Below are 13640 nucleotides of genomic sequence, written 5' to 3' on the forward strand. Positions count from 1 at the left end.
GAATAAATTGAGTATTATTTACCCACTCATTGCTGAGTGCCTCGGCAAGCGAGTAAATTTAAGAAGTACTCAGTACTTTCGCACTACGGTAAAAGCCCCGCCCCTTGTGGGTGGTCTTTCAACTCAGCACTTGGAACTCAGCACTCTTCATACAACAACAGAAGGTTATTCCAGACGATAGGTTGAATTTCTTTAAGAGGTTGAATGAACAAATGTTTCGCTGTGACTTTAGGGACTTTTAAAGTGTGAAAATTAGTAATAATAGAGTCAAACCTAATTCTTTTCACCATGAGCAACGTAAGCGGAATCTGTAACAATTCCCATTAAACTCACAGGTGCATTTGCTGAAACGTAATAGTAATCAACTCGCGTTGCTAAATTATCAATTTCTCTATACCTTCCCTTAACATAAATTACGAGAACGGTTGCTTTTTCCAGCCAATTCAGTACTAAATCAACTTGCTCTTTAACTTTTTCTTCCCGTTTGTTAGTTGCATCAGTATCAGAAAGCCCAGCGAATTCTTGTCCTGAAAGCAGATTAGAATTTATTAAATCCAGTATAAAAACATCACCTATTGGATTTTTAGGTTGTCTTCTCTGATTCCAAAACCTAACTTTTTGAAAGCCTCGTTTTTGCAACAGTTTACAATCATTAGTCTCTAGATCATTGCTAGGCAAGTAATAATCTACAACTGTCGAAGCTATCACCCTTTCACGCTGCAAAGTTCGCGTAACTGTTGCGACTTCTGATTTGACTAAATCAGCAACTTTATTATCAATTTCCTGGCGAATTACCTGGCTAGCAATTTTTTTAGCATCGTCTAAGTTTTTGCCAAATACATAGGCTAAAAATCCCCCTAAAAATGCAAATACTACTAAAGTAAATTGCATCGCACCCACAAATTTGTTAAAACTTTCACTCAATTGACCATTGGTCGCCTTGAGAAATTCCAACTGGCTTTTGAGTAATTCAATATCATTAACATTTTTGGCAGGTGTTGGTAATGGTGTAGGAGTTGGACTTTGGGCAAGAATCCAATCCCCAAGGTGAAATATATCAATTGAGATTAGCCAATCCATAAGACATTTGCTCGATTTTTAACCCGACAGTTGGAGAATTTAATTTACGGCTATTGAACTTAAGCCAAAACCCAGTGTTGTTGATACTATTTATGAGTAAACCCTGCAAAAAACAAGGTAATCCAGATTTTCGGCATTGAGTCAGTTATATTATAAATACATTTGTAGGGGTGCAGGCATTGCCTACACCCCTACAAAAACATGATTTTTGTCAAAAAGGAATCTAGTCTATTTATGAATAGTCTCCCGCTCTTTATCAGCAGGTTCCTTATCTTTGAACAAGTCAGCGGCAGTTAGGAGTAACTCTCTTAAAGTCTGTTTGATTTGGCGCTCTTTTCTTGCTAGAGATGTACCAGCTTCACCCAGTTTATCTTCTAGCTGCGATCGCTTCTCTCCTACCTGTACGACTACAGACTCCGCTTGGGGACGAGCTTTATCATACCAGTGTTTAGCCTCGTCTAGATAATCTTGAACCTCCATATTCCGTCCGCCGTAGCGTGCAGCCATATTAGCTCGGACAATGGCTAGCTGCGCTTGCAGTTGCGCGTAACGTTTCTTTAACAATCCGACTTCTTCACTATCTTTAATGGCATTGACAGCAGAATCAATGGCAGTTTTGGTACTTGCAGGTTTTTCCCTACCCGTCTCTTCAATCTCTGCCAAAATTACATCAACCTCTTGCTGGAGTTGTTCTTCTTCACCATCCAGTTGAGCTTGTAGGCGCTTGATATCTGTTTGAGTTTGAGCAATGCTTTCGTGTCTTTTGCTATTAATCCCTTCCAGCGCTCCTTCAATGGAAGCTGTTACTTCATCTTTGAGTTCGCTACCTTTTTCTTGGAAGTTTTCAATTACAGCAGAAACAGCATCTTTAACAATGCTACGAACTTCACTAGAACCTTGTTTAAACTCAGACGATACTTGAGAAACTGCGGATTTGACAATTTCTCGAATCCGCTCAGTTCTTAATTGTCCAGTTTCTTTCGCTTGTTGCAGGTCTGCTTGAATTTGTTGTTTGATATTGTTAGGCATTTTCAACTCTTGGAGTTTAACTAATTGGGTTGAAGAAGAATTCAGAAGTCAGAATGGGCTAAACCTTAGCTATCCGCTAACAGGAGTCAGAATGAAGACGCGACTCGAAAATACTCGCTACCGCGGAGTCGAGAGTATTGAAGACCACTAAATCAAGGATTTAGTGGGGGTCTTAAACCTCTAGATTAATCCACCAGTCGCACAAAATTTATTCTGAATTCTGGCTACTGACTCCTGAATTCTGTTTCGATAAAAGTTTCTAGAAGTGTTCCTACATCCATATTATGGCGTAGCCCGATCAGGCTTGGCACTGCCTTTAGATAGAAAATTCCAATCCCAAAGAGGTGATGTGTAAGATGTTGCCTATTTGTGAGATGATGAATATTTAATGGTAGTAATTGAGAGAAAAATATGTGGCGAGTAAATATTACTTGTTCGGGCGATGCCTGGAAAATTTATGGTGTTGAATTTAAAGCGATCGCAGAGAAATATCAAGGTGAATTAATTGGTTCCAAAAAAATGCCAGATGGTACGCGGATCATGTCCTATAAAATTGAGGATGTTAGCGATGCAGAAGCCTTTCAAGAAGATTGTGCAAATTTTGCCGGATTTACAACAGATTTTGAATCTCTGTAGTATTGGTTCTTACACTTAATACTTGCAACCAGTATGTCCAAATCAGGAGAAATTAATTGAAAAAGTTACTCAGATTATTATTAGTAACAATTTTGTTATCAATCAGTACTTTTACTTTGCCTGTTAGTGCAGCAGATACAGTTAACGGTGAACAAATATTTAGTGTTCATTGTGCTGGTTGTCATATTAACGGTAGCAACATAATTCGGCGAGGTAAAAATCTCAAAAAGCAAGCCCTGAAAAAGTATGGTATGGATTCAATAGAGGCTGTTTCATCCATAGTAACCAATGGTAAAAATAATATGTCAGCTTACAAAGAACTACTCACTGAACAGCAAATTCAAGAGGTTTCTGCTTACGTTCTCGAACAAGCTGAAAAAGGCTGGCGTTAAAAAATTAGGAGTTAGGAGTTAGAAGTTAGGAACTAGGAATTATCAGTTATGATTTATCTATTAGTAATTCTTAAGTCTTGCCATTCCTACTTTTCACTCATAAATTGAAAATGAACTTACCCGCAGCTAGTCGTCTCCAATTTACTCCTGATTTGAACATCTGCCGCATATTAAATGGGATGTGGCAAGTCTCTGGCGCACATGGACAGATTAATCCCAATGCTGCCATTGAGACTATGTTCAAATACTTAGATGCAGGATTTACCACTTGGGATTTAGCAGACCATTATGGCCCCGCAGAAGACTTTATTGGTGAGTTTCGTTGTCAACTAATTGATACTCGTGGTAAAGATGCTTTATCTCAGGTACAAGCCTTTACGAAATGGGTACCTCGTCCAGGCAAAATGACGAAAAAACTGGTTGAGGAAAATATTGATATCTCCCTGAGAAGAATGAATGTGGAATCGTTAGATTTGATGCAATTCCATTGGTGGGAATATCAGGATAAAAATTACCTGGATGCCCTCAAATATATGGCGGAACTTCAGACTGAGGGTAAAATAAAGCATCTAGGTTTAACTAATTTTGATACGGAAAACTTGAAGATTATTACCGAAGCAGGTATCAAAATTGTTTCTAACCAAGTGCAATTTTCTCTGGTTGACCGCCGTCCTGAAGTTAATATGGTGGAGTTTTGTCAACAGCATGGGATAAAGCTTTTTACTTACGGTACAGTGTGCGGCGGTTTGTTATCAGAAAACTATTTGGGGAAACCAGAACCGCGAGGATTTGATCTCTCCACTGCTAGTTTGAAAAAATATAAAAATATGATCGATGCTTGGGGTGGTTGGCAATTATTTCAAGAGTTGCTAGCTATCTTAAAGGAAATTGCTAATAAACATGGGGTAAGCATTTCCAACGTGGCAGTACGTTACATTTTAGATCAGCCAACTGTGGGCGGTGTGATAGTTGGTGCAAGACTTGGTGTCTCTGAACATATAGAAGATAACGCCAAAGTATTTAGTTTTAGTTTAGATACAGACGATCGCGATCGCATCAGTGCAGTATCTCGCCAATCACGCGATTTGTACCAGCTTATCGGCGATTGCGGCGACGAATATCGGCGATAATTTCAGGAATTGGGTGATAATACGGTGAAGGTTACTGTGGAAACTACTGCTGTCAGCCATGCCCCTAAACTTCACCTTCGCCCTCAGTCAACAGCAAACTTTTGAACTGCGCTGTGATTATGGCTCACGTCGCCTGGATAAAACGGAGTTGGCAGCGCTGATTGATTTGTGTGAGCAAAATTATTATCCTCGACGAACAGATAACTTACACTGGCACAAACTCTGCTGGATGCCTTGGAACCGGAAGAACAAAAGTTTCTCGCACGGTTGAGTGTGTTTAATTTGCCCGTGACGGAGGAGATTGTGAGAGCTATTTCTTCGACTTCCCACCCTAACGCCTGGGACTCGAAGTCCCAGGCTAATAGCAAAAGTCCTCTGAAGAGGACTGAGGATTTAGGGGAGGGAATTTCTAGTCCGCTTGAGCGGACTTTAGCTATGAGCCAGGAAATTGATTTCCTGGCGGTTGTGGGCAAGCTTGTCATGAAGAGGAATTAACAAGAAAAGCCACAACTCTCAACAACATGGCACAGGTATTCGCCAACCAAGGGGAAATCGCAAGAGCGATCGCGTTACTCTAAAATTAATCGCTAACAATATAACCAGCTTATGCAATCCCTAAATATCACACTGCCAGATGCGATCGCTAATGCTCTCAGTGCTTACATCGGCGATCAAGAAGTTTCCTTACCTGTTAACGCTATCGTAGAAAATGCCCTCGAAGAATTCCTCAGCCAACGTGTTTATTTACCTCCACAACAGCAAGGTTTACGCCTTACTCCTGCACCCAGGGGAAGCGGATTTAAAGATACGTCAGTAAATCACGATAAAATTCTAGCTGAACAAGCTTTTTCACAATCAGTGTCTTACTGTAGCTCATACATCTGTTTATGTTTGGCTAAAAGCTCTTGATATTTCTCATTTGTCTTTGCTTCTACCCACTTAGCTTTAAATATTGCTGCTGATTCCGCTTTCACTGGGTCTACTTCATAAGGAAGAATTTCTTTTTTGGAACTTGAATCTTCCGAATTTTGTTTATACTTCCTGCCGCTTTTATGATTAGCATAACGGCGAGAGCGAGTATACCCCATTTGGATAAACTTCCTTGCCATATCTGCGCCAACAAAATCATCTTTATCTAAATAATCAAGAAACATTTCATAGATTTTTTCACTCGACTCTCTAGCAATCTCAGGAGTTTTGAATCGCCAGTAAGGAAGAATTTCTGATTTGTATGGTTCAACCAAAAGTACACCCTGCTCACCCTTCCCAACACGATAGAGTTCAGGATGTTGGCGAAAATCAATAATTTTAAAGTCTAAAGAATAATCAAAAGCCATGATAGATTTTTATTAGGAATACGCGATGTGCAACTTATCCTTAGCTCGACTTTATCCATTTTTTGGCAACACTCAATCTTACGCTGAAAGCTTTGTAGGACAGTAATTTTACTTTTTCGATTTCACCGATAATCAGGTACACCATAGCCCCACTCCTGAGAGGCTTTGATTCCTGCTCACCAACGCTAGTAGGGAAGGGGTTGGCGGTTAGGTCGGAGAGAAAGTTGCACACGGTGTTAGGAATAATAAACTTTAAAAAAAAGTTCAACTTCTATCTAAGTATTGAGATTTATCGGATTAGAGAATCCCCTACTCGCTACGTTGAGATTGATGAAGATGTTCGCCGATGCATGACACGCAAGTTTCCGTATGGAATTCTTTACACGATTGAATGAGACTATATTCCAATACGCTTGGGTTAGCGCCAAAAATCTTGAAATGTGTAGGTTGGGTTGAGGAACGTAGACCCGAAGGGATACTGGAAAAGTCGTAAATAATCGCAGTTGCCAGCAGACGAACCAATACGGTTTGGTTAAGACAAAAGATTGATCCTTGTAGAGACGGTGATTTATCGCGTCTCTTGCCTTAACCAAACCGTATTGGCAGGCGAACACTATGATGCACCAGAACCTACCATAAATGGTTATTTGAGTCGCAAACAAAGATTTTTGGCAATGCGATCACTTGTTATACCAAGTTTTTCGCCACTGCTGCATTTGCTTAATCTCTGTATTTTGTGCCTTGATAATTTCTTGGGCTAATTGCTTGACTTCAGGGCGCTTAGATTTACTCAAGACATCTTTTGCCATTGTTACAGCCCCTTCATGATGAGGAATCATCGCATTGATAAAGCGTAGATCAAATTCAGCATCAGCTGCACCTAAGTCTTGACTCATCATCATGGCTTGCATTTGGTCAGACGACATCTCCATCGTATGACCCATTTGACTGCTATAAGCCATTGGTTTATCTCCGGCGCTGGGATACCAAGCTTGTCGCCACTGCTTCATCTGAGTGATTTCTTGGTTTTGCGATTTGATGATATCGTCTGCTAGTTTTTTAATTTCAGGGCGTTTTGATTTCTGCTGCGCTTCTTTAGCCATTTCCACAGCTCCCTGATGGTGCGGTGTCATCGCGTCAATAAACCGTAAATCAAAGTTTGCATCGGCTGGGCCTAAATCCATTCCCATGCTGTGATTCATGCCACCGTGGTTCATCATCTGCTTATTGTTAGCATTGCTGGTGGATGCTTCTGACGCTTGGCTTGGGTTCTGGGAAGCAGCATTGGTACAGCCTGTGATTAACCCACCGCTTGAAGCGATCGCAGTCAAGGTTAACGCTAAAAAGCCATTCCTCAAAGATAGCAGTTGCATAAGTCTCATATAATAGTTTCCTAATTCTATATTGACAGCCAGAAATGAAATTAGGATGAAATCTAAATATCCCCGACTTCTTTGATAAGTCGGGGATCTGGTTGTTTATTTATCACTCAAAATTGTGTAAGCTTCATTAACTAAGTGCATTTTCTCTTGTGCTTGTTTTTGCAGTTGCGGCTGATTCACAAACAAATCTGGATGCCATTTTTTTACTAAAGTTCGATAAGCCTGTTTTACCTCAGCCAAAGAAGCATTTGTTTGCAATCCTAAAATACTGTAAGCGCGAGTAATTTTATCTTTTTGTGTCTGTGTTTTGGGTTGTTTGGGTGCTTCGTTGCTTTGAGTTGGATTTTGCTGTTTACTAGTTTTAAAACCAGGCGATTGCATCTCTGCTTTCATTCGTGCTATTTCTTCATTTAGTTCCCAATCACGAAATTTTGCCTCCACCTCTTCTTTCCGTGGGGAGGGAGGAGCTTTTGGCGGCGGTGGTGGAGAAACAGATTCTACCCTTGTCCTAGTATTCTTAGTAGTATTTTCCTGTTGTCGCTTAACGTCAGGATGTTTTTCAGGGGAAATTTGAACTCTATTTGGCTGTGGCGAATATTTGCTCTTGGTGTTGCTGTATTTGGGTATTTCTTTATAAGGTTGATGATTTGAGATAATTTTGACTTTTTCTAACTCTTTTAATAACTGATTAAAACCGTTTTGTAACTGCTGCAATTTTTCCCGTTTATTAGTAATTCCTAGTGGTTCTTGACTGACTTCAAAGCAAATTACTTTATCGGCTTTCTGTTCATATTCAGTTAAAATTGATAACGCTTGACTGCTGAAGTTAAATAAATAATCTTCTATTGCAGTTATACAAAGTTTAGCAACGTCTTGATGATAAGATTCCTTTGCTAATTGTTCGTCTTGTTTTTGGATATTCTTGTTTAACAAATAAGAAATACTCCCGACGACAGCAGCACCCACCGGGCCGCCTAACAACCAACCAATACCACCACCAACCGCGATGGAACCAGGTTCACTTAAATCATCAGTACTGCTTGGTTTTGGCGGTAGTATTACTTGTGGTTCGCTAGGAAAGGGAATTAATAAATCTTGCGGCCGTTCTTCTTGAAAAAATTCATAAGCTTGATAAAGCCATTTCACCGCAGCCAATTGCAATTGGTTCAGGTCTTTTTTAAAATTATTTGTTTGCCAAACTTTAAAGTTATTTTCTGCCAATGCAACTGCCGCATCAGCTTGATATTTTGTGAGTAATTTTGGTAATGCTAGCCAATCGCGTAACTCTCTTATGCTAGCGGTAAAACCTTTATAAATTAAGTTAGCTGCTTTTTGTTTAATTTCAATTTTGCTATTTTGTTTATCATCAAAGGATTTTATTTCAATAGCAATCGGGTCAATTTTAGCTTTGAATGAGAGTTGAATTTGAGAAGCGATCGCTTCCACTCTTGGTAAACGCACACCACCACGATTTGGTTGCAAAATCCCGACAATATTTTGCAAAGCTGTTTCAAATGCTGCTAACCCGCTACTATTTGCAGCCGCAACATCGCCTTTTAATCTGGCTCTTAAAGCAGGTAAAGCATCAACGCGATATAAATTACTAAAACCTGGAGGTAATTCGGCTCGAAAGCTTTCTGCAACAAACAGCAGACGATTTTGAACTTGTTTTTGCTCGTCGGGTTCGAGTAAGTTAAGAAAATTTGCAACAAATATAACTGTTTTAATACCGCGATCTAATAGCCAATCTCGTAAGTTTTCTCGCTCACCTAAAGTCATTAATTTGCGTGCATCTAGTAATTGGATAACTAAATCTGCACTTAAAAGTTGTTCTCTGACTAAATTATCTTGTTCATCTCGATCATTTGTTCCCGGTAAATCGAGAAATTCTACTCCTGTTTCCAAAAATGGATTTGGGCAAAAAACTTCCACAGATGCTACATCTTTTCGCATCTGCCTATTGCCATCAAGAATTGCAAATTGCTGTAAAATTTCTGTGCCACTGCGATAGATTTCTGTACCATCTACCAACATGATGCGAGTCCGCACATCAGAGCCATACTTGACAGTAATCGATGCACCTGTGGTAGGAATTAAATCAATTGGTAAGGTGCGATTCCCCAACATGGCATTCAATAGGGTAGACTTGCCATGATTAAAAGGGCCAAATACTGCAATCCGAAAGCTAGGATTAACCAGATGATTGCAGATGGTAATTATATCTTGATGTAGTTGCGATTTGCGTTCTAAATTCAGGAACGTAGATGCAGATTTGAGAGAATCTGCTAAATCCTTATAACCTTCATACTGTTGTTGCATAGTTCCCCTATTCCTCGTTCCCAGCTAAAAGCTGGGAATGCAATTCATTGAGGCTCCGCCTCATATTCTTATGGTTATGGGAGGCGGAACCTCCCAGTAGGCATTCCCAGCTAAAAGCTGGGAACGAGAGTAATGAAATATATTAGCTATAGTAAGCTAATAAGTTGCTATATGCTGCCTCGATTTTTTGCAACTGAGCTATTACATCTTCCTGTAAATCTTTTAAACGTTTAAACTCAGTCTCACGATTTATTTCACGGGTTTCTTTCTGTTTGACTAAATTATCTAATTCAGATTTGCGAGATACAATATCATCGTTAATCCGTTTACTTACTTCTCTTTCGTAAGAGTCAAAGCACTCTTTAACAGCATTGTATACAACCTGTGATTGCTCATGTGCGACTTGGGGTAGGTGTTTAACTAATTCTTTTTTTGCTGTTTTAACTAACTCTTTCCGCGCTTGATCTGCTTGCAAAAATCCTACCCCTAAACCTAGCAGCGCAAACCCGATTGGGCCAAGCAAAACCCCTGTCACTGCTGTAATTATCCCGCCAATACCAATTACAGTGAAGTAGTTTAACAAGATATTTTTCCAATCAAATCCAGCCCCCGCCATTGCAAAACCAGCAAGATTTCCCTTAGAGAGTGATAACAATCCCATTGCCCATTTTGCCCAACCGGGAGAGTTATCTTCTTCAGCAGTAGTAGTGGTATTTACTTTGACGTTTTGTCCGGTGAGCTTTTCTGTTATTTCGTCTGTGATTTGACTGTAAGAAGCGCCATATTGTGATGCTTTGCGAGAAAGTTCTTTAAAAGCTGCATTGATATCTTTTTCAGCAGTTAATGTCCAAGCAGCAGATTTGTCAGTGATATATTGCTCAAAGGCTTTTTGTAGTGCGGTATTAAATGCTTCTCGTTTACCACTACTGAGAAAATCAAACAAATTTAATTCCGGCTGATAGCGTAAGAAATCGGTTTCAAAGGTGTTACCTAAGTTTAAAACGTAGCTACGAAAAGACTCGGAAATCGTTCTTGATTGAGTATCTCTTGTATTAATAATTTCTTTTTGGAAGTCATCCCGAATACCTGTGAGTTTGTTAAACTCTGGTTCTACTGAATCAATCCGTTTTTTCAATTCATTGACATCTTGATCAAGTAATGGTAAACGTCTAGCGACTGCTTCGCGGGTATGATTGCAGGCAAGTCTTGCTAAGGTTCTGACTTGACGGAGTTCTGCGATCGCACGTTCTCTGGTAAGAAAAGTATTAAGGGCTTCCATAAACTTCGGAAAGCCAGTCCCCTCTAAATCAGCTTGGGGATTTTTCAACCGCCGTCTGAGTGCTTGAATTGACGAAAGCTCAAACACGCGTTCGTCATAAATATTTTGACCCTCTACAGTACAATATTCTGCTAAATTCGCATTAAATACTTGCCGTAATCTATTCTCAGATGCTTTTAATTCTTCGACATCATCAGGATCAATCAATGATTCCCGCACCTGATCCCAAGCATTAACTAAAAAGAAAACCGTCAATCCTCGACCTTTAATATAGTTTTCTAGGTAGCGACGTTCACCCAAGGTACAAGGTTGAGAAGCTCTCATCACAAACAAAATTGCATGGCAATTATTTACATAACCCAAAGACAATTCATTTCGCGCTTCTGTATCGTTCAATCCTGGACTATCGACAATTTCAATTCCCTTTTCTAGTAACGTTAAGGGATACTCAACTACTGCATAATCTACATCAGGAAATGCTTGTTTTTTTTCCTGCTCCAGTTTTTTAGCTTCAGCCGGATCAATAGTATATTTATATTTAAAATTCTGAAAATCTAGTTGTTGTGGACTTTTCCCATCATTAAAATGAATAGTAACTTTTTTTTCTGGCCCATAGCGTAAAACTGTTAATACTGCGGTACAAGGGTTAACATCACTAGGTAATAAATTTTCACCAATTAAGGCATTAAGAAACGTGCTTTTTCCCCGTTTCATATCGCCCAAAACTAAAAGGCGAAATACACCTTGGCGGAGGTTTTTACTAGCTACTGTAATATCTTCAATATCTCGATCTAAACTGAGTTTTCCTGATGAAGAATCACCAGCGAACTCAGCTTTGCTAATTGTTTCAGCCAGTTTATTCAAACATACAGAAATCTCAGAACGCACTTGAGCAACACGCTCTAAATCTTGGATAAATCTGTCAGTTGCTACCTGCTCACTCATCATAGTTACACCATTATTAAGAATTAGTTTTTTTAGATTCCAAAAATAATTTGTAAGACATCCACCCCAGCGCAGCAACAATAATAAACCCAGCCAATGCTGCGGCTATTCTGACTGCAACTAGTGTTACTACACCAAGAGCAAACAGCTTTCCACCCAGAATCACTTTTTGCATCCAAGGTTTCTGGGAATTTTCTGGCTGATGCTTCACAGTTTGATGAAAAGCTGCATCGGTAGTATGGAGGTTAGTTTCCATTTCTCGGAGTCGCAATTCAACTTCTCGTTCTCGTAGTAAACGTTCTCGGTGTTCAAGTTCTTTTTGGCGATCGCTTTCAGATGTCATCGGTGCCTACCCCATCTAAGACAATGAAATGATGTCAACATTCACTCGACAATCATGCAGTATAGTAACTTACACAAATATTTTTTAACCCCAGTGAAATTACTATTTTAATTTTCCTAGCCGACAAATCTAAAGCTGGAAGTTGGAATACCTTGAAGAAGAATTCAGAATTCAGAATTCAGAATTCAGGAGTCAGAATAAAGACGCTCTCTACGAGACGCTAAAAGCGAACGCGGACTCGCTAACGCTTCTCTCGGAGAGGCTCCGCCAACGCGAACGCTATCAGTCGGGGATTCAGACGCGACTCGAAAATACTCGCTCTAAGCGAAGCATCCCGAAGGGTATACGCTGCGAAGCACCGCCAGTCATACAGAAAACATTGCTGTTAGCGGATAGCTAAGGTTTAGCCCATTCTGACGACTGATGCCTTTATTCTGTTCGATAAATATCAATAGTATCTTGGTTCTACTTGTCAGAAATGTTTTGCCAAATCCTCATACTTCTGCAATTAAACTGGTTCAGAAAGTTGCTCATCCAGATGGCGAAACAAAAACACCCAAAGTGGTAGGGAACTATTAATCGCAATTAGTCGCACTAAATGACCAGTTGTGACAATTTCAACATTATGATTCAACGCCAGGGAAACCAGGATCATTTCTGCTGATCCTCCTGGGGCTGTGACTAGCAGACAGGTTAACCAGTCCCAAGAGGTTAATTGCATCGCAAGTATAGCAGCGATCGCTCCGGCGATGAGGGTCATGGCTACAGAGATCAAGGCATAGCCAACAGTCCGCTTTCTAAAGTTGGGTTTGTCTCCCCAATATTCACCAATAGTAATTCCCAGGAGCATTTGACCCAATAAGTTAACTAAAGGTGGCGGACTAAAGCTAATATCACCCACGAAAGGCAGCCAATGTAGCAAAGGATTAAACCCAATACCAATCAACAATGCACCAAAGAAATCGCCTGCGGGAATTTTAAATAATATAGCTGGATAAACTACTAATCCAGTAATTACCAGTACTAACAAGAGTAATTCTAGTTGAAATGGATCGAAATTAAGCCAAGCAGGGTTGATTGGGAGTGTTTGTGGATAGTAATTACCAGCTGATGTCCTAGCAACGAAGGGAATTAGAACAACTACTGAGGTGACGCGAATCGCCTGAACTAGGGCAACCAAGCTAACATTTTTATTGTAATCGGCGGCGATCGCTGCCATAATTCCGACACCACCAGGAACGGTAGCCAGCATTGCTGTCATGAGGTTGGTTTTGCTGACGCGGGAGTAAATATAACCGATACAGCTGCCACTCAGCAGTAGAAACAAGGTAAGAAAAATAAATACGGGAATACCAGAAGCAACACTAGCTAGATTACCGTGCGTATTGGAAGCGCCGACAGTTAAGCCTACAAGTGCCATTCCCACTTTTCTCGCAGTGCGGTTAGGTTGGGGAGAATATTGATAAAAAATTCGACACCCTTGAAGAACCACAGTACCAGCTGCAATCCCACCAAAGATCCAGGCAATCCTGCCAATTTGAAACTTGGCGAGGAGTAAACCCAGAGGTAATGCCAGAAATATTTCCAAGACAAGGACAATTAGTTGCTTCGCAAATAGCTGTTGTTTGGTAACAATAGGATTTTCATGAGTGTGTTCTTCCAGGCTGGGAGCAACACTTAGGCTGTGATTCATCTATATAAGCTTTTTTATCAGAAAAATGGGTTTAAAACCCCGTGCTTCTAGCACGGCTTTGATTTGCTAGGTTTA

13 protein-coding genes are annotated in these 13640 nt (G+C 40.1%); 5 read left to right on the forward strand and 8 right to left on the reverse strand.

Going from position 1 to position 13640, the window contains the following annotated elements:
• Positions 1-273: 273 nt before the first annotated feature.
• Together RRG12_RS04505 and RRG12_RS04510 are read right to left on the reverse strand one after the other, a co-directional pair.
• Positions 274-1080, reverse strand: coding sequence for a hypothetical protein (locus RRG12_RS04505; RefSeq protein WP_069073486.1), 807 nt, complete (start codon positions 1078-1080; stop codon positions 274-276).
• 228 nt (positions 1081-1308) lie between these two features.
• Entirely contained in the window at positions 1309-2109 is an 801-nt protein-coding gene (locus RRG12_RS04510) for a histidine kinase (protein ID WP_069073487.1), read from the reverse strand.
• 411 nt (positions 2110-2520) lie between these two features.
• Here RRG12_RS04510 and RRG12_RS04515 point away from each other — a divergent pair, with 411 nt between their 5' ends.
• From RRG12_RS04515 to RRG12_RS04535, 5 genes are all read left to right on the forward strand, one after another.
• Complete coding sequence (locus RRG12_RS04515) at positions 2521-2745, forward strand: hypothetical protein (RefSeq protein WP_069073488.1); 225 nt, start codon at positions 2521-2523, stop codon at positions 2743-2745.
• Positions 2746-2801: 56 nt separating this feature from the next.
• On the forward strand, positions 2802-3137 hold the full coding sequence (gene petJ, locus RRG12_RS04520; protein WP_069073489.1) for a cytochrome c6 PetJ: 336 nt from the start codon (positions 2802-2804) through the stop codon (positions 3135-3137).
• Positions 3138-3247: 110 nt separating this feature from the next.
• Positions 3248-4267: an aldo/keto reductase gene (locus RRG12_RS04525; RefSeq protein WP_420758502.1), complete on the forward strand. Its 1020-nt coding sequence runs from the start codon at positions 3248-3250 to the stop codon at positions 4265-4267.
• 58 nt (positions 4268-4325) lie between these two features.
• Positions 4326-4538 (forward strand): hypothetical protein, encoded by a 213-nt coding sequence (locus RRG12_RS04530; RefSeq protein ID WP_420758503.1) that lies wholly within the window; start codon positions 4326-4328, stop codon positions 4536-4538.
• 335 nt (positions 4539-4873) lie between these two features.
• Positions 4874-5176, forward strand: coding sequence for a hypothetical protein (locus RRG12_RS04535; protein ID WP_420758504.1), 303 nt, complete (start codon positions 4874-4876; stop codon positions 5174-5176).
• Here the strand turns inward: RRG12_RS04535 and RRG12_RS04540 are convergent.
• The 6 genes from RRG12_RS04540 to RRG12_RS04565 all read right to left on the reverse strand — a co-directional run bounded on the left by RRG12_RS04540 (position 5131) and on the right by RRG12_RS04565 (position 13565).
• On the reverse strand, positions 5131-5604 hold the full coding sequence (locus tag RRG12_RS04540) for a DUF4385 domain-containing protein (protein ID WP_069073492.1): 474 nt from the start codon (positions 5602-5604) through the stop codon (positions 5131-5133). The genes RRG12_RS04535 and RRG12_RS04540 overlap by 46 nt on opposite strands.
• Before the next feature lie 680 nt (positions 5605-6284).
• Positions 6285-6986: a DUF305 domain-containing protein gene (locus RRG12_RS04545; RefSeq protein ID WP_420758505.1), complete on the reverse strand. Its 702-nt coding sequence runs from the start codon at positions 6984-6986 to the stop codon at positions 6285-6287.
• A 96-nt stretch (positions 6987-7082) separates the two neighbouring features.
• Positions 7083-9305: a dynamin family protein gene (locus RRG12_RS04550; RefSeq protein ID WP_420758506.1), complete on the reverse strand. Its 2223-nt coding sequence runs from the start codon at positions 9303-9305 to the stop codon at positions 7083-7085.
• A gap of 142 nt (positions 9306-9447) precedes the next feature.
• The gene (locus RRG12_RS04555) at positions 9448-11529 is read right to left on the reverse strand and encodes a dynamin family protein (protein ID WP_420758585.1); all 2082 of its coding nucleotides are present in this window, start codon (positions 11527-11529) and stop codon (positions 9448-9450) included.
• Between the two features lie 16 nt (positions 11530-11545).
• Positions 11546-11872, reverse strand: a complete 327-nt coding sequence (locus RRG12_RS04560; protein ID WP_069073496.1) for a DUF3040 domain-containing protein — start codon at positions 11870-11872, stop codon at positions 11546-11548.
• A gap of 508 nt (positions 11873-12380) precedes the next feature.
• Complete coding sequence (locus tag RRG12_RS04565) at positions 12381-13565, reverse strand: AbrB family transcriptional regulator (RefSeq protein ID WP_420758507.1); 1185 nt, start codon at positions 13563-13565, stop codon at positions 12381-12383.
• Positions 13566-13640: the final 75 nt, after the last annotated feature.

The sequence above is a fragment of the Nostoc sp. CALU 546 genome (genome assembly GCF_048836525.1).

Excerpts from the sequence above, each read along its gene's own strand:
- RRG12_RS04560 (WP_069073496.1), bottom strand. The coding sequence starts at position 11,872 with ATGACATCTGAAAGCGATCGCCAAAAAGAACTTGAACACCGAGAACGT.
- RRG12_RS04525 (WP_420758502.1), top strand. The coding sequence starts at position 3,248 with ATGAACTTACCCGCAGCTAGTCGTCTCCAATTTACTCCTGATTTGAAC.
- RRG12_RS04535 (WP_420758504.1), top strand. The coding sequence starts at position 4,874 with ATGCAATCCCTAAATATCACACTGCCAGATGCGATCGCTAATGCTCTC.
- RRG12_RS04505 (WP_069073486.1), bottom strand. The coding sequence starts at position 1,080 with ATGGATTGGCTAATCTCAATTGATATATTTCACCTTGGGGATTGGATT.
- RRG12_RS04540 (WP_069073492.1), bottom strand. The coding sequence starts at position 5,604 with ATGGCTTTTGATTATTCTTTAGACTTTAAAATTATTGATTTTCGCCAA.
- RRG12_RS04545 (WP_420758505.1), bottom strand. The coding sequence starts at position 6,986 with ATGAGACTTATGCAACTGCTATCTTTGAGGAATGGCTTTTTAGCGTTA.
- RRG12_RS04550 (WP_420758506.1), bottom strand. The coding sequence starts at position 9,305 with ATGCAACAACAGTATGAAGGTTATAAGGATTTAGCAGATTCTCTCAAA.
- RRG12_RS04510 (WP_069073487.1), bottom strand. The coding sequence starts at position 2,109 with ATGCCTAACAATATCAAACAACAAATTCAAGCAGACCTGCAACAAGCG.
- RRG12_RS04555 (WP_420758585.1), bottom strand. The coding sequence starts at position 11,529 with ATGAGTGAGCAGGTAGCAACTGACAGATTTATCCAAGATTTAGAGCGT.
- RRG12_RS04515 (WP_069073488.1), top strand. The coding sequence starts at position 2,521 with ATGTGGCGAGTAAATATTACTTGTTCGGGCGATGCCTGGAAAATTTAT.
- RRG12_RS04530 (WP_420758503.1), top strand. The coding sequence starts at position 4,326 with ATGCCCCTAAACTTCACCTTCGCCCTCAGTCAACAGCAAACTTTTGAA.
- RRG12_RS04565 (WP_420758507.1), bottom strand. The coding sequence starts at position 13,565 with ATGAATCACAGCCTAAGTGTTGCTCCCAGCCTGGAAGAACACACTCAT.